Here is a 15378-nt window from a genome sequence, read left to right as displayed (position 1 = left end):
CCGCGCGAGGTGGTTCGTCCTCGTCCCGCCGACGAGGACTCTCGTACCCGTCGGCGAACCGTGGGAGACTGCGGCCGTGGTGGATGAATCTGGTGGTCACACCGGCCGCGGGCCGGTCCTGCTGCTGCTGCACGGGATGGGGGCGACCGGCGACGTCTGGCTGCCCTGGGCGCCGCTGCTGGAGCAGCACTGGCCGGGGCGGTGGCTGGCGCCGGACCTCGCCGGTCACGGCTGGTCGGCCCCGCTGCCGTCGTACTCCTTCGCCGGGTTCGCCGAGCGGATCGCCCACGGCCTCGCCCCCGACGACCGGATCGTCGTGCTCGGGCACTCACTGGGCGGGGTGGTGGGCCTGGCGCTGGCCGCCCGTGCCGCCGGACTGCCGGTGGACGCGGTGGTCGGGCTGGGCATCAAGGCTGTCTGGTCACCCGACGAGCTGACCCGCGCCGCCGAACTGGCCGTGCGCCCGATCAGCTGGTTCGCCAGCCGCAGCGAGGCGGCCCGTCGCTACCTGCGCGTCTCCGGGCTCGCCGGCCTGATCCCGCCCGACCACCCGGTGGTGGACGCCGGGCTGCGCCAGGTCGACGGGCGGTGGCGCCTCGCGATGGATCCGGCCGCGTTCGCCGTCGGCGATCTCGACCTCGCCGCGCTGGTGGCGGCGACCGACGTGCCGGTGGTGCTGGCCCGCGGCGAGCAGGACCCGATGGTCACCGACGCGCAGCTCAAGGAGTTCGGCGTACCGGTCGTCACGCTGCCCGGGCTCGGGCACAACGCGCACGTGGAGAACCCGGGGGCGGTGCTGGCGCTGCTGGACGCGTACCGCTGAGCCGTCCGGCGGCCCCTGGCCGGCTAGAGCGGCGCGGGCGCGGCGAGGGTCTTCGTCGGCGCCAGCTCCCGGCGGGCGGCGGTCAGGAACGCCTCGGCGTACGACTCGACGGGGAAGTCACCCAGGTAGTGACGGCGGGTGACCCAGCGCTTCTCGGCCGCCGGATCGGTGTCCAGCAGCGCGGTCAGCACCTCGTCCACATTCGACATGTCCCGGCGCAGCACGTAGCCCGCCCCGGCCAGCGGGAAGTTCTCCACGAAGTGCTCGCCCTCGTCGCCCATGTCGGTGACGGCGTACGGCTTGCCGGAGTAGAGGTAGTCCGAGATCACCCCGGACACGTCGGAGACCAGGGCGTCGGACCGGTTGACGCACTCGGTCAGGCTCAACTCCCGGGCCGCCGCGCCGACCACGTGCTGCCGCCCGGTGCGGGCCCGGTCGGCGAGCAGCAGCTCGGTCAACCGGCCGAGCTGCCGGGCCGAGGCCGGGTTGTGCGCGGTGTACGGGTGGGCCCGCAGGATCACCGTGGCGCCGCGCTCCAGCAACCGGTGCAGCAGGTCCTCGGCGACCGGCAGCGAACAGTAGTCGGCGTCGGCGTGGTGCCCCGTCCAGGTCGGGGTGTAGAGCACGGTCGGGAAGGCCAGGCCGCGGACGGGCTCCGGGCGTACCTCGATCGATTCGACCTGCGGGCGGCCCACCACCACGAACTTCTCCGCCGGGATCTGCACCCCGGCGCGGGCGTACCGGTCGATCGCCGCCGGGCCGGCCACGAAGATCCGGTCGAAGATGCCCGACACCGGGTTGGCGCTCGGCGCCTTGTCGCTGTCGCCGTGGTGCAGTTGCACGTGGGTGAGCTGGGTGAACCGGATGCAGTGGCTGTTCTTCGCCCCGTGGTTGACGTAGAACGCCGCTCGCAGGCTCGGCACCAGCGCCTCGTCCAACGCCCGGAGGGTGGGGCAGTAGACCACCGGTGCGGTGGTGGCCGCGGCGATCGGCGCCAAAAATTCGGGCTCGCGCAGCACGACCATGAACGGCCGGCCGATCCGCTCCAGGTACGGCAGCCACATGGTGACCTGGTACTCCGAGCCGGGAGGCGCGGAGAAGTAGAGCAGGAACTCCGGCTGGTGCCGGCGCAGCGCGCGCGCCACCGCCCCACCATGGCCGGCCGGCCGGAAGCGGCGCCGGGCCAGGTCCAGTGCGACCGCCCCGGCTCCGGCGCCGACCAACAGGCTGGCGACCAGCGCCACGGAGGCGGGCAGAGCCACCGCGGCGGCGAGCGTCACCGCGCCGAGCAGCCCGAGCAGGGCGGTGCCGAGCTGGTCGGCGATCAGCGGCGTCCAGGCCCGCACCGGCAGGTTGGCCACCCGGATCTCCAGGTTGCCGGCGGTCCGCAGCGGCCCCACCAGCAGCACCAGCCCCAGCAGGACCAGCGCGGTGGCGACCAGCGCCGAATCCAGCCCATCGTCCAGCCGCCGGGAGTATCCGACCAGGACGGCGGCGCCGATCAGCGTCGTCTCGGCGACGAGGTCAGCGCCGGGCCGGATCCGCTGCTCCGCGGCCGCCGCGACCAGCGCGGCGACGGCCAGCGCCAGCCCCCATCCGGTGGCGCCGGTCAGCGCCACCACGACGAAGGCCAGCACGGCCAGGCCGGTGCTCAGGCACCGGGCGGCCAGCTTTCGGACCAGATCACCACGCATGTCGCTCCGTTCGCTGCCGTCCCGGGTCCGTCGCCGTCAGGGTCAGCTCACGGAGGCCGCACCGGCCGGTGAACCGACCCGCCCCGGCCCCGACTGGGCCGGCACGCTCGCGGAGGGCCCGTCGCCGGGCGCCCTGCGTACGTCGATCACCTGGCCGGTCAGGTCGGAGATCAGCACGTCGAGCGAGGACTGGGCGACGGCCTCCGCGGCGAGCAGGGTGTGCTCCGGCTCCTCGCCGAAGGCCCGAGTCCGCATCGGGGTGGCGGTCCGCTCCGGGTTGATGCAGTTGACCCGTACGCCGACGTCGGCCCACTCGTCGGCCAGCGCCTGGGTGAGGTTGACCAGGGCGGCCTTGGTGGCGGAGTAGAGCGCGTAGCGGGCCCGCCCCCGGGTGTACGAGCTGGAGGTGTAGAGCAGCAGCTGGCCCTTGGTCTGCTGGAGGTACGGCAGGGACTGCCGGGCGATGGTCACCGGGCCGACGAAGTTGACCTGGAGCACCCGGTCCATCGTCTCCTCGTCCATCTCGGCGAGGGCGCCCCTCTCCAGGATCCCGGCGGTGACCACCACGTGGTCGATCCGGCCGGTGGCCTCGAAGGCGGTCTTCAGCGCGGCCTCGACGTCCTCGGCCCGCTCCACGTGCGTGCCGGTGGTGGAGCGGCTGAACGGGAAGACCTGGGCGCCGAGGCGCCGGGCCAGCTCGGTCAGCTCGTGGCCGATGCCGTAGCTGCCACCGAACACCACGATGGTGCGGCCGGTCAGCTCCTCGGTGTAGCTGCGATGGTCGGTCAGCCGGGGTGCCTGGGCGGCGGCGAGCTGGAAGAGCTTGTCCGCCAGGTGCACGTCGACCGGGTGGGTGACCTTGATGTTCTCGTCCGAGCCGTCGATCACCTTGATCGGGGTGCCCGGCAGGTAGCGCAGCACCACACCGCAGTCGTCGGTGGCGGCGAAGTCCGGGTCACCCTCGGCGATCCGGTACGCCTCGCGGATGGTGGGGGAGCGGAACGCCTGCGGGGTCTGCCCGCGGCGCAGCCGGGAGCGCACCGGGATGTCGGTGATGCAGTCGTTCTCGTCCACCTGGATGATCGTGTCGGCGGACGGGATGGCCACGTCCACGGCGTCGTAGGTCCAGAGCGCGTTGACGCACTCGCGCACGATCCGGCCGCTGAGCAGCGGGCGCACCGCGTCGTGGAAGAGGATGTTGCAGTCCGCCGGGCCGACCGCGTCCAGCGCTATCCGGGTGGTCGCGTTACGGGTCTCGCCGCCCTCGATCACCTTGGTGACCTTGCGCAGGCCGGCCTTCTCGACGATCTGCCGGGCGTCCTCGACGTGCCCGGTGGCCATCAGCACGATGATCTCGTCGATCTCGGGAGCGGCCTCGAAGACCGCCAGCGTGTGCTCGATGATCGGCTTACCGGCGATCTTCAGCAGCTGCTTCGGGATGCCGAGGCCCAGCCGGGTCCCGGTGCCGCCGGCCAGCACCACGGCCACCGTCCGTGAGGGCCGCCATGGTGCCGGGGTCTCCGGTGTGGCGTCCGGGCCAGTGGTCTGGTCCTGCGTCATTGCCGGATCCTCACTCTCAGCGATGTGTTTAACGGAAGGTTCCGCCCGAGCGGCGACGGAATGAACCTTAACGCGCGAACCGCGTCGCCCCCACGCGGGCGACGCGGGTTCATGGCGCCATGTCGATGCCGGAGGTTCGCCGGCACTCTACTTGCTGTTGGCGTACGCCTCGTATGCCCGGATCACGTCGTTGGTGGGCCCGTCCATCCGCAGGACGCCGGATTCCAGCCAGATGGTCCGTTCACAGGTGTCCCGTACCGAGGAGAGCTGGTGGCTGACCAGGAACACCGTGCCGGCGCCCTCACGCAGCTCCCGCACCCGCTGCTCGCTGCGCTTGCGGAAGCCCTTGTCGCCGGTGGCGAGCGCCTCGTCGATGAGCAGCACGTCGTGCTTCTTGGCGGCGGCGATGGAGAACCGCAGCCGGGCCGCCATGCCGGACGAGTACGTGCGCATCGGCAGGCTGGCGAAGTCGCCCCGCTCGTTGATCCCGGAGAAGTCGATGATCCCCGCGGCCTGCTGGGCCACGTCGTCGGGGTGCATCCCCATCGCCAGGCAACCGAGGGTGACGTTGCGCTCACCCGAGAGGTCGTTGAGCAGGGCCGCGTTCACGCCCAGCAGCGAGGGCTGCCCCTGGGTGTGGATCGCGCCCCGGTTGACCGGGAGCAGGCCGGCGATGGCCCGCAGCAGGGTCGACTTGCCGGAGCCGTTGCTGCCGATCAGCCCGATCGCCTCGCCCCGGTACGCGGTGAAGGAGATCCCCTTGACCGCGTGCACCTCCCGCACGTTCGGGGCGGACGTGCGCTTGACCAGCCGGCGCAGCGCGGCCACCGGCGTGGTGCCACCGGCGGCACCCTTGTGCACCCGGTAGATGATGTGCGCGTCGTCCACCACCACTGTGGGGATCCGTTCCGGCGCCAGCACGGGCAGGGCCACTGTCGCCTCGTCGGTGGCATGCATTTGATCAACCACGGCCGTACTCCTGTTCGCCGCGCCAGAAGTAGATGTAGCCACCGATCCCGCCCACCAGCGCCCAACCAGCGGCGACCAGCCAGAGCTGGGTCAGCGACTCGTTGAGCAGTGGCGGCTGATCGAGCAGCGCGTAGCGGGCCAGCTCGATGTAGACCAGCAGCGGATTGAACTGGACAAGTGTGGTCGCCCAGCCGGGCAGGCGCTCGAAGAGGCTGACGCTGTAGAGGACGCCGGAGCCGTACATCCAGGTGCGCATGATGAACGGCATGACCTGCTTCAGGTCGCTCGCCTTGGCGCCCATCCGGGCCACCAGCAGCACCACGCCGGCGTTGAACACCGCCTGCAGCAGCAGGGCCGGCACCAGCATCAGCCACTTCAGGGTGAGCGGCTCGCCGGTGACCAGCACGATGCCGATCAGCACCACCATCGAGGCGAGCAGCTGCTGGAACTGGGTCACCGTGGTGGACAGCGGCAGACTGGCGCGGGGGAAGTGCAGGGCCCGGATCAGCCCCAGGTTGCCGCTGATCGACTGGGTGCCGGCCAGCACCGCGCTCTGGGTGAAGTTGAAGATGAACAGGCCGGTGGTCAGGTAACCGATGAAGTTCGGGATGCTGTCGTTCTGCGCCAGCACCACCCCGAAGATCAGGTAGTAGACGGCGGCGTTGGTCAGCGGGGTGAGCACCTGCCAGAGCTGGCCCAGTCTGGCGTTGCTGTACGAGGCGACCAGCTTGGCGTTGGCGTACGCGGCGATGAAGTGCCGGTAGGCCCACAGTCGGCGGCTGTACTCGACGAGGGTGGGTCGCTCACCAGCGACCCGGAGCCCGTGCCGAGCGGCCAGCTGCGCCTGGGTCAGGCCCGTGTCAGGGTCGACCAGCGCGGTGGTGGCCATGAAAAGGGCGCTCCGATCTTTCGTGCCGACGGGTTGCTCGCGACGATGGAATCCTAGTGGGAGCTGTGCGCGGAGCGCCGCCTCGTCGCTGCGTGGACAGTAGTCCGAAACACGTCGGGACGCAACCGTACCGTCGTTGCGCTACTCTGGTCGTCGTGACCTGCGAGAAGAGTCCCTGGTGACGACCGAGAAGAGGCGGGCCCCGGCCGGCGCGGCGGTGCTTCGTGGTGAGATCACCACGGCCATCCGGCGCGCGCTGATGCAGGAGCTCGCCGCGGTCGGCTACGGCCGGCTCTCCATCGAGGCGGTGGCCCGGCGGGCAGGCGTCAGCAAGACAGCGGTCTACCGGCGGTGGAACTCCAAGCTCGACCTGGTGCTGGAAATGGTGGCCTCGGCCGCGCACGGCAAGCTGCCCGTGCTGGACACCGGCACCCTGCGCGGCGACCTCGCGCTGCTCTTCCAGGCGGTGGCGCACGCGCTGCGGCATCCGCTGGCCTCGCAGATCATCCCCGACCTGCTCGCTGAGGCCGCCCGAAACCCGACCATCGACCAGACCCTGCGTCAGGTGCTGCACGCCCGCCAGCAGGAGGTTGGCGGCCGTCTGGTCACCCGCGCCGTGCAGCGCGGCGAGCTGCCCGCCGACACCGACCCGGACGCCGCCGTCGATCTCATCATCGGCCCGCTCTACTGGCGGCTCGCCATCGCCCGCGCTCCGGTCACCGACAGCTACCTCGGCGCCCTGGTCGAGTCGGTGGCCGCCGGGCTCGGCGCCGAACCGGCCGTACCCCGGCACCGGAACGTCGTGGCCCCGTCGACGCGCGCCTGAACGCGCGGCGCTCTCAGCGCGGCCCGGCGCTCTCAGCGCGGCGCGTCGACCGGAAGTCGGGAGACGATGTGCCGGGCGATCTCCAGCGAGCTGGTCGCGGCGGGGGAGGGTGCGTTGAGCACGTGCACCTGCCGGTCGGCCTCGACGATCAGGAAGTCGTCCACCAGGCCGCCGTCGGGAAGGATCGCCTGCGCCCGCACGCCGGCGCCGGCCCGGACGATGTCCGCCGGGGTCAGCTCCGGCACCAGGCGGGCCAGGCTGTCCGCGAAGCGCTTCTTCGACAGCGACCGGGTCACCTCGGTCAGGCCGTAGCGGTAGTGCCGCCGACCCAGCGCCCAGAGACCGCGGTAGGAGAGCTCGTCCCAGATGTCACGGGCGTTGATCCGGCCCCAGGAGTAGCCCTCGCGGGCGGTGGCCAGCACCGCGTTCGGGCCGGCGTGCACGCTGCCGTCGATCATCTTGGTCAGGTGCACCCCGAGGAAGGGGAACTGCGGGTCCGGCACCGGGTAGATCAGTCCCCGCACCAACCCCTGCCGCTGCGGGACCAGCTCGTAGTACTCGCCGCGGAACGGCACGATCCGCACCGGCGTCGGCACGCCCGCCAGCCGGGAGATCCGGTCGGCGTGCAGGCCGGCGCAGTTGATCAGGACGTCCGCGGTCACCTCGCCGCGGTTGGTGGTGACGACCACACCCTCCGGACGGGTGGCCACCCCGGTGACCTCGGTGCCGGTGCGCAGGTCCGCCCCGCCCTCGGCGAGCAGTTCGGCCAGCTTGCGGCAGACCGCGCCGAAGTCGACGATGCCGGTCGAGGCGACGTGCAGTGCGCCCACGGCCGCCACGTGCGGCTCGTACTCGGCCGCCTCCGCACCATCGATCAGCCGCGCCGGCAGGCCGTTGGCAAGGGCGCGCTGGTGCAGGTCGTGCAACCGGGGCAGCTCCGCGCCGTCGGTGGCGACGATCAGCTTGCCGCAGATCTCGTGCGCCAGCCCGTGCTCGCGGCAGAACTCGACAATCGAGGCGCTGCCGGCCTTGCAGAGGGTGGCCTTCAGGCTGCCGGGCTTGTAGTAGACGCCGGCATGGATGACGCCCGAGTTGTGACCGGTCTGGTGGGCCGCCCAGCCGGCCTCCTTCTCCAGCACCGTGACCGAGTCGCCGGGCCGGTCGATCATCAGCCGGTGTGCCACCGCCAGCCCGACGATGCCGCCACCCACCACCACGAACCTGGTCATGTCATCTCTCCCGCCCGACGCCGCGACCGATGGTAACCAAGCCCACCCGCGCGCCCGACTGGCCCACCCCCCATGGGCTTGGCCTAGACTGCTCCGGGTCCATCCTCTCTGGGAGTCACATGTCTGAGGTCATCGCGCTCGGTCAGCCCACGGTCGGCGAGGCCGAACTCGCCGCCATCGCCGAGGTCTTCGCCTCCGGCTGGCTCGCTGGTTCCGGGCCCACCTGCCGTCGTTTCGAGGAGCGCTTCGCCGTCGTCGCCGGCACCCGGCACGCCCTCGCCACCAGCAACTGTGGTTCCGCCCTGCACCTCGCGCTGCTCACCCTCGGGGTCAAGCCCGGCGACGAGGTGATCGTCGGCGACTACACCTTCCCGGCCACCGGCCACTCCGTGATGTGGACCGGCGCCACGCCGGTCTTCGCCGACGTGCGCCCGGACACCTGGACCGTCGACCCGGCGGCCGTCGAGGCCGCGATCACGCCACGTACCGTCGGCATCATCGCCGTCGACGCGTTCGGGCAGCCGGCGGACTACGACGAGCTGCGCGCCATCGCCGACAAGCACGGGCTGTTCCTGGTCGAGGACGCCGCCTGCTCGGCGGGCGCCACCTACAAGGGCCGCCCGGCCGGCAGCCTGGCCGACATCGCCACCTTCAGCTTCCACGGCCGCAAGGGCATCACCGCCGGCGAGGGCGGGGCGTACGTCACCGACCGCGAGGACCTCGCGGCGCACGCCCGCAAGCTGCACACGTACGGCGTGGAGGGTGCGCTCACCCGCGCCGAGCTGTCGCACCTGCCGATCCCGACCTTCACCGAGCTGGGCTACAACTACCGGCTCTCCGACATCTCCGCGGCGATCATGCTCGCCCAGCTCGACCGGCTGCCGGACCTGCTGGCCGCCAAGCGTCGCACCGCCGCCCGCTACGGCGAGCTGCTCAAGGACCACGAGCTGATCACGACGCCCTACGAGGCGCCGGACCGCGAGCACCCCTGGCAGTCGTACGTCGTCACCCTGGCCCCCTCGGTCGACCGGGGCGCGGTCGCGCTGGAGCTGCGCCAGCGCGGAGTGCAGTGCACCTTCGGCACGTACGCCTCGCACGCCCAGCCGCTCTACGGCCAGACCACGCCCTGCCCGGTCTCGGCGGACCTGTTCGTCCGGCACCTGGCCATCCCGATGCACGCCAACCTCACCGACGACCAGGTCGAGACCGTCGCGGCCACGCTCATCGACGTCGTCAACTCCGCGGCCACCAGCCGCTGATCCCCCAGGAAGGACACGCTCCGCCATGTCGAAGCAGACCGTCTTCATCACCGGAGGCGCTGGTTTCATCGGCCTGCACGTGGTACCGATGCTGTTGGAGAAGGGCTACCGGGTCCGCATCTTCGACAACATGACCCGCGGCGACCGGGACCGTATCGCGGAGCTGGTGGCGACCGGCGACGTCGAGCTGATCGAGCAGGACGTCCGCTACGGCGGTGCCGTGCACGCGGCCATGAAGGGCTGCGACTACGCGATCCACCTCGCCGCGGTCTCGATCAACAAGAGCCAGGCCGACCCGCACGAGTCGATCGACATCAACATGGTCGGCAACCACAACGTCTTCGCCGCCGCCGCCGACCACGGCGTCAAGCGGTTGGTCTTCGCGTCGTCGGCCTCGGTCTACGGTGACCCGAAGAAGCTGCCGATGCACGAGGACGACCGGCTCGACCCGCTCACGCCGTACTGCATCTCGAAGCGGGCCGGTGAGGACCTGCTCGGCTTCTACCAGCGCAGCAAGGGCCTGAACTGGGTCGCCCTGCGGTTCTTCAACGTCTACGGCCCGGGCCAGAAGCCGACCGCCTACTACACCTCGGTGATCAACCACTTCGTGAAGCGGTTGAAGACCGGTCAGCCCCCGGTCATCGACGGCAAGGGCGAGCAGTCGATGGACTTCATCCACGTCCACGACATCGCCCGCTCCGTCGTCGCCGCGCTGGAGGCCGAGCAGGGCAATGTGGCGGTCAACATCGGCACCGGCATCGACACGTCGGTGGCCACCCTCGCCGAGATCCTGATCAAGGCGGTCGGCGTCGACGTCGAGCCGCAGTTCAGCCCTCGTGAGGTGCTGGTCAGCCGCCGGGCCGCGGACATCACCCGGGCCCGCGAGGTGCTCGGTTGGGAGCCGACCATCGCCGTCGAGGACGGGATGACCGACCTGATCAAGACCGAGGTGGCGTGACCCAGTTGTCGTCCGCCGGGAGTCCGTCATCGCACGGGCTCCCGGCGAATCCGTACAACCCGCACGCCTGGGTGATCGGCGAGCCGGTGATCGGCGCCGGGACATGGATCGGCGCCTTCACGGTCATCGACGGGTCCGGCGGGCTGACCATCGGCGCCGGGTGCGACATCAGCTGCGGAGCGCAGATCTACACCCACTCCACCGCCCGGCGTTGCGTATCGGGTCGTGCCTATGCTTCGGTGGACCGGGCGCCGGTGGTGATCGGCGACCGCGTCTTCATCGGGGCGAATGCGACAGTGATGATGGGCGTCACCATCGGTGACGGTGCGGTCGTCGGCGCGGGCGCCGTGGTCAGCAGAGACGTGCCACCGGGGGCGGTCGTGACGGGGGTCCCGGCTCGGGTGGTCTCCACAGTCGAGTTGGACGGCGGCGATGTCCGGTTCGTCCCCGTAGCGGAAAGCTAGGAGTCCCCCTCCCGTGCGTATCGCAGTCGTCAACAACTTCTTCCCGCCGCGCGCCGGCGGAAGCTCCCACCTGTCCGAGTCGCTCGCCCGCGGCTACGCCGCCGCCGGGCATGAGGTGCTGGTGCTCACCGCCGCCTACCAGGACGCTCCGGCGGTCGAGGAGCGCGACGGGCTGCGGATCGTCCGGCTGCCGGCGTTCATGCTGCCGGAGACCCGGCTGGCAGTCAGCTTCGACATCTCCTTCACCAGCCGGCCGAGCGTGCTGCGACGGGTCCGCACACTGCTCGACGACTTCCGGCCGGACGTCATCCACCAGCACGGGCAGTTCTTCGACCTGACCTGGGCGACAGCGCTCTACGCGCGTAAGCGCCGGGTGCCGGCGCTGCTCTCCATCCACACCCGGCTGGAGAACCCGCAGGCCCGGTACGCGAAGGTGTTCCGCGCTCTGGACGCGACAATGGTCAAGCCGTTCATGCGGCGCGCCAAGCCCCGGCTCGTGGTGATGGACGTGCTCATGCAGGAGTACATCGAGTCGCGCTATCGCGGCGCGCACTCCGGCCTGGTGCCGATCCCGGTCGGGGTGGATCCGGACTGGGTGGTCGGCGGCAACGGTCAGCGGGTCCGCGACCGTCACGAACTGGGCAACGCGCCGGTGATCCTCTCGGTGGGTCACGTCATCCCGCTGCGGGACCGCGTCGCGCTGGTCGAGGCGCTGCCCGAGGTGCTGGCCGCGGTGCCGGACGCGAAGCTGCTCATCTGCGGGCAGGTCTACTACCACCACTTCGCCGAGCGGGCCCGTGCGCTCGGCGTCGAGCACGCCATCATCGCCGCCGGCAAGGTGCCCAAGAGTGAGATCCCGGACTACCTCGCCGCCGCCACTGTGGAGTCGCACGAGCAGGGGCTGGGCCTCGGCACCGCGACGCTTGAGGCGATGGCCGCCGGGGTTCCGGTGGTGGCGCCGGCGCGGGCGGACAACTTCCCCGGTATCGCCCTCCGCGACGGCGACAACGTCCTGCTCTGCGAGCCGGGCGATGTCCAGGGCCTGGCCAAGCGGCTGGTCGCCGCGCTGACCGAGCCGGGTGTGGCGAAGCAGATCGGAGTCAACGGTCAGGCGTTGATCCGCGAGCGGTTCAGCCTGGAGCGGGTGCTGCACCGGCACCTGGAGGTGCTGACCGAGATGGCCGCCTCGCAGGGCCGCTGACCTGGCGTACGTCCAACCGCCGGTGCCCCCGACCATGAGGTCGGGGGCACCGGCGTTTCAAGTACCTGTGCAGGGGCCGTCCTTCGGCCGGGCGGCGCCGTCAGCCGGTGGTGACCGGTGCGTCCGCACCCGAGCGGGGCGCGGGTACCTGCTCGGCCCGGACCGCCGCGGCGGCCCCGTCGAGGGCCGGGCCGCCAGCGCTCTCCCCGGTCGCCTTCCGCAGCTGCCGCATCCCGGAGAGGGCGGCGATGCCGGCGGCGAGCAGGTCGGCCACGGTGAAGATCAGTCGGGAGGCGAGCGCGATCCCGGTCGCCGCGCCGATGCCGCCGGCGCCGGCGAGGAAGGGCGCCATGGTGGCGACCAGCACGGCCTCCCGGACGCCCAGCCCGGAGGGGGAGAGGAACGCGAACATCCCGACCGTCATCGCGATGGCGAACGACCCGATGCTGCGGAGCAGGCCGCCGACGCCCGGCGCGGCCTGTGCGTTGGCCAGCAGCCACAGGTGCACGCCGAAGAGGGTGTAGCCGAGGGCGCTCCACCCGACCACCCGGAGCACGCCGGGCAGGGTGAGCCGGTGCTGCAGCGGCGGACGACGCAGCACCTTGAGGACGAGCTGAATGAGCCGGGTCAACACGGCCGGAACGGCGCAGAGCAGCGCGATCGGGAAGAGAACGGCGACGATGTAGAGCGCCACCCGGACCGGCTCCGCGTACTCCGCGCCGGAGTCGGCGGTCGCGTCGAGCAGTGAGGGCAGGCTGAGCAGCCCCACACCGAGCGCGGCGACGACGCCGAGGCCCAGCGCCACGAGCGTGGCCAGGAAGGCCCGAGCCCGCGGCAGGCCGGCGCGCCGGCCCAGCTCCATCTGCAGGACGTAGGCCCAGACGCTGCCCGGGATGTACTTGCCGAGCTGACCGACCATGCAGATCCGCAGGGCGGCCGGCACGGACACCTGGTGCTCCAGGTCCGCCGCGGCGGCCCGCCAGGCCATCGAGTTGGCGAACATGCCGGCCAGCACCGCCAGCACGGCGAGCACCACGGAGGGCCACGCCAGGTCGAGCCAGGTCTGCCGCACCTGCGGCCACTGGCTGACGACGCTCCAGGTCATGCCGGCCGCGATCGCCCCGATCACCACCACCCGGACGGCCAGCGAAAGCCAGCGGGACTTCGCCGTGGCGGCCCCGGTGGCCGGGGTGGGTACCGTTTCGACCTGCGTCGCGGTTTCTGCCACGGCCGTCCTGTCCTTTGGTCGTCCTGACCCGTCGGGGTCGCGTGCACAATTCGCCGAGACTAGCGCAGTAGGCCGCGTACCACGAACCGAGGTTGACCGCGAGTCGGGACCGGGCCGGCGGTGGGAGGACTCGCGTCGCGGTGGTCCAGGTGTGCCGGGCATCTCCCTCGCTGCTACGGTCTGCACGCTGCCCCATACCTCAAGGAGAGCTGTTGTGATCCCGATTTCCGTCGTCAAGCTGGACGAGGAAGCCGAACGGTTGGCGGTCGAGGTGATCCGCTCGGGCGTCATCGCGCAGGGGCCGATGGTGGCCCGCCTGGAGCGCGAGTTCGCCGAGCTGGTCGGCGTCGAGCACGCGGTCGCCGTCAACAACGGCACCACCGCCCTCGTGGCCGCGCTCCAGGTGCTCGACCTGCAGCCCGGCGACGAGGTGATCACCAGCCCCTTCACCTTCGTCGCGACCCTCAACGCGATCCTCGAGGCGGGCGCCACCGCTCGGTTCGCCGACATTCGCGAGGATGACTTCTGCGTCGACCCGGCGGCGCTCGCCGACGCCATCGGCCCGCGCACCCGGGTGCTGATGCCGGTGCACCTGTACGGCCAGCCCGCCGACATGGACACCATCGCCCCGCTGGCCCAGAAGCACGGCCTGGGCCTGGTCGAGGACACCGCGCAGTCCCTGGGCGCGACCATCTCCGGCCGTGGCGCCGGCAGCTTCGGTCTCGGCACCTTCTCGCTGTACGCCACCAAGAACCTCACCACCGGTGAGGGCGGCATGATCACCACCAACGACGCGGCGCTCGCCGACCGGTTGCGCGTGCTGCGCAACCAGGGCATGCGGCAGCGCTACCAGTACGAGGTGGCCGGGCACAACTACCGCCTCACCGACCTGCAGGCCGCGCTGGGCATCCCGCAGATCGCCGCGTACGGCGGAAACGTCAAGCGCCGCAAGGACAACGCCGGCCGGCTCTCCGCTGGCCTGGCCGATGTCCCCGGCCTGCGCCTGCCGACCGAGCTGCCCGGCCGGTCGCACGTCTGGCACCAGTACACGGTGCTGGTCACCGACGAGGCTCCGGTGAGCCGCGACGAGGTGATCGCCCGCCTGACCGAGAGCGGCGTGGGCTGCGGCATCTACTACCCCAAGACGGTCTACGACTACGACTGCTACCGCGACCACCCCCGAGTGATCGCGGACCCGGCGCCGGTGACCGACCGGGTGGTCCGCCAGTGCGTCTCCCTGCCGGTGCACCACCATCTCACCGACAGCGACCTCGACCAGGTCGTCGAGGCCGTCCGGAAGGCGGTCGGCGCGTGACCGCCAAACTGCGTTTCGCCCTGGTCGGCACCGGGGTCATGGGTTCGTTGCACGCCCGGGTGGTCGCCCAGTCGGACCGGGCCGAGCTGGCCCGGGTCATCGAGCCCCGGCGGTCGGTCGGCCAGCAGGTCGCCGAGCGGTACGGGGCCGACTGGTCCCCGGACGCCGACGACCTCTCCGACGTCGACGCGGTGGTGATCGCCGCTCCCACCGAGTTCCACCGCGGCCTCGCCGACCAGGTCCTGGCAGCCGACAAGCCGCTGCTGATCGAGAAGCCGGTCTGCGGCAGCCTCGCCGAGACCGAGGAGATCGTGGCGACCGCCGAGAAGCGCGGAGTGCCGCTGCTGTGCGGGCTGCTGGAGCGGTTCAACCCGGCGGTGCTGACGGCACTGGCCCTGGCCCACCGCCCGGTGCACCTGACCGCCACCCGGCACTCGCCGTACGCGCCGCGGATCCGCACCGGGGTCGCCTGGGATCTGCTCATCCACGACGTCGACCTGGCGATCCAGGCATTCGGCGGAGAGGAGCCGGCGACGGTACGCGGGACCTTCGGCCACTTCCACCCCGACTCGCTCACCGAGGCGGAGGACGTGGCGGAGACCGTGCTGTCGTTCGGCACCGGCGCCGTGGCCAACGTGTCGGCGAGCCGGATCGGGCAGCGCAAGGTGCGGACCCTGGTGATCAGCGAGGTCGACCGGCTGATCGAGGCCGACCTGATCCGTAAGGACGTGACCATCTATCGGCACGTCTCGCTGGACGCCGCCACCCCGGACGGGCGTGGCTACCGGCAGCAGAGCATCATCGAGGTGCCGGAGCTGATCACGAACCGCGAGCCGCTCGCCGCCCAGCTGGACCACTTCCTGGACATCGTCGCCGGCACCGCCGACGCCGACGTCGAGCGGCAGCGGATCCTGCCGGCGCACCGGGTGGTGGGTCGGCTCTTCGCCGACAACGGTCGCTGAC

At 71.5% G+C, this 15378-nt stretch carries 14 protein-coding genes; 8 read left to right on the top strand and 6 right to left on the bottom strand.

Annotation, left to right across the window (positions count from 1 at the left end):
• Positions 1-76: 76 nt before the first annotated feature.
• Complete coding sequence (locus GA0070607_RS03200; protein ID WP_231930802.1) at positions 77-823, top strand: alpha/beta fold hydrolase; 747 nt, start codon at positions 77-79, stop codon at positions 821-823.
• Between the two features lie 23 nt (positions 824-846).
• Here GA0070607_RS03200 and GA0070607_RS03195 read toward each other — a convergent pair whose 3' ends face one another.
• The 4 genes from GA0070607_RS03195 to GA0070607_RS03180 form a co-directional block, all read right to left on the bottom strand.
• Positions 847-2517: a CDP-glycerol glycerophosphotransferase family protein gene (locus tag GA0070607_RS03195; RefSeq protein WP_089016821.1), complete on the bottom strand. Its 1671-nt coding sequence runs from the start codon at positions 2515-2517 to the stop codon at positions 847-849.
• A 42-nt stretch (positions 2518-2559) separates the two neighbouring features.
• The gene (locus GA0070607_RS03190; protein WP_089016820.1) at positions 2560-4077 is read right to left on the bottom strand and encodes a bifunctional cytidylyltransferase/SDR family oxidoreductase; all 1518 of its coding nucleotides are present in this window, start codon (positions 4075-4077) and stop codon (positions 2560-2562) included.
• Positions 4078-4224: 147 nt separating this feature from the next.
• The gene (locus tag GA0070607_RS03185; RefSeq protein ID WP_089016819.1) at positions 4225-5034 is read right to left on the bottom strand and encodes an ABC transporter ATP-binding protein; all 810 of its coding nucleotides are present in this window, start codon (positions 5032-5034) and stop codon (positions 4225-4227) included.
• Positions 5035-5038: 4 nt separating this feature from the next.
• On the bottom strand, positions 5039-5935 hold the full coding sequence (locus tag GA0070607_RS03180) for an ABC transporter permease (protein ID WP_089016818.1): 897 nt from the start codon (positions 5933-5935) through the stop codon (positions 5039-5041).
• A 217-nt stretch (positions 5936-6152) separates the two neighbouring features.
• Here GA0070607_RS03180 and GA0070607_RS03175 point away from each other — a divergent pair, with 217 nt between their 5' ends.
• Positions 6153-6761, top strand: coding sequence for a TetR/AcrR family transcriptional regulator (locus GA0070607_RS03175; RefSeq protein WP_089021621.1), 609 nt, complete (start codon positions 6153-6155; stop codon positions 6759-6761).
• A 32-nt stretch (positions 6762-6793) separates the two neighbouring features.
• Here GA0070607_RS03175 and lhgO read toward each other — a convergent pair whose 3' ends face one another.
• The gene (gene lhgO, locus GA0070607_RS03170; RefSeq protein WP_089016817.1) at positions 6794-7990 is read right to left on the bottom strand and encodes an L-2-hydroxyglutarate oxidase; all 1197 of its coding nucleotides are present in this window, start codon (positions 7988-7990) and stop codon (positions 6794-6796) included.
• A 119-nt stretch (positions 7991-8109) separates the two neighbouring features.
• Between lhgO and GA0070607_RS03165 the strand changes: the two genes are divergently transcribed.
• The 4 genes from GA0070607_RS03165 to GA0070607_RS03150 are packed head-to-tail and all read left to right on the top strand — an operon-like array spanning position 8110 to position 11872.
• Positions 8110-9249, top strand: coding sequence for a DegT/DnrJ/EryC1/StrS family aminotransferase (locus GA0070607_RS03165; RefSeq protein ID WP_089016816.1), 1140 nt, complete (start codon positions 8110-8112; stop codon positions 9247-9249).
• Positions 9250-9274: 25 nt separating this feature from the next.
• The gene (locus GA0070607_RS03160) at positions 9275-10207 is read left to right on the top strand and encodes an NAD-dependent epimerase/dehydratase family protein (protein WP_089016815.1); all 933 of its coding nucleotides are present in this window, start codon (positions 9275-9277) and stop codon (positions 10205-10207) included.
• Positions 10204-10671: an acyltransferase gene (locus GA0070607_RS03155; RefSeq protein WP_231930798.1), complete on the top strand. Its 468-nt coding sequence runs from the start codon at positions 10204-10206 to the stop codon at positions 10669-10671. The genes GA0070607_RS03160 and GA0070607_RS03155 overlap by 4 nt, the downstream gene beginning before the upstream one ends.
• A gap of 13 nt (positions 10672-10684) precedes the next feature.
• Entirely contained in the window at positions 10685-11872 is a 1188-nt protein-coding gene (locus GA0070607_RS03150; RefSeq protein WP_089016814.1) for a glycosyltransferase family 4 protein, read from the top strand.
• A 100-nt stretch (positions 11873-11972) separates the two neighbouring features.
• On the opposite strand, the gene GA0070607_RS03145 is transcribed toward GA0070607_RS03150, so the two are convergent.
• On the bottom strand, positions 11973-13100 hold the full coding sequence (locus GA0070607_RS03145; protein WP_231930796.1) for a lysylphosphatidylglycerol synthase domain-containing protein: 1128 nt from the start codon (positions 13098-13100) through the stop codon (positions 11973-11975).
• Between the two features lie 214 nt (positions 13101-13314).
• Here GA0070607_RS03145 and GA0070607_RS03140 point away from each other — a divergent pair, with 214 nt between their 5' ends.
• Positions 13315-14415 (top strand): DegT/DnrJ/EryC1/StrS family aminotransferase, encoded by a 1101-nt coding sequence (locus GA0070607_RS03140; protein ID WP_089016813.1) that lies wholly within the window; start codon positions 13315-13317, stop codon positions 14413-14415.
• A complete protein-coding gene (locus tag GA0070607_RS03135; protein ID WP_089016812.1) occupies positions 14412-15377 on the top strand; it encodes a Gfo/Idh/MocA family protein in 966 nt (321 codons plus the stop codon). Before GA0070607_RS03140 ends, GA0070607_RS03135 begins: the two co-directional genes overlap by 4 nt.
• The last annotated feature ends 1 nt before the right edge of the window (position 15378 follow it).

It is taken from the genome of Micromonospora coriariae (genome assembly GCF_900091455.1).
GTDB lineage: Bacteria > Actinomycetota > Actinomycetes > Mycobacteriales > Micromonosporaceae > Micromonospora > Micromonospora coriariae.
This window is presented reverse-complemented; position numbering and strand designations above follow the sequence as displayed.

Coding starts and splice junctions, on each gene's coding strand:
- GA0070607_RS03195 (WP_089016821.1), bottom strand. CDS start 2,517: ATGCGTGGTGATCTGGTCCGAAAGCTGGCCGCCCGGTGCCTGAGCACC.
- GA0070607_RS03190 (WP_089016820.1), bottom strand. CDS start 4,077: ATGACGCAGGACCAGACCACTGGCCCGGACGCCACACCGGAGACCCCG.
- GA0070607_RS03185 (WP_089016819.1), bottom strand. CDS start 5,034: ATGCATGCCACCGACGAGGCGACAGTGGCCCTGCCCGTGCTGGCGCCG.
- GA0070607_RS03180 (WP_089016818.1), bottom strand. CDS start 5,935: ATGGCCACCACCGCGCTGGTCGACCCTGACACGGGCCTGACCCAGGCG.
- lhgO (WP_089016817.1), bottom strand. CDS start 7,990: ATGACCAGGTTCGTGGTGGTGGGTGGCGGCATCGTCGGGCTGGCGGTG.
- GA0070607_RS03165 (WP_089016816.1), top strand. CDS start 8,110: ATGTCTGAGGTCATCGCGCTCGGTCAGCCCACGGTCGGCGAGGCCGAA.
- GA0070607_RS03160 (WP_089016815.1), top strand. CDS start 9,275: ATGTCGAAGCAGACCGTCTTCATCACCGGAGGCGCTGGTTTCATCGGC.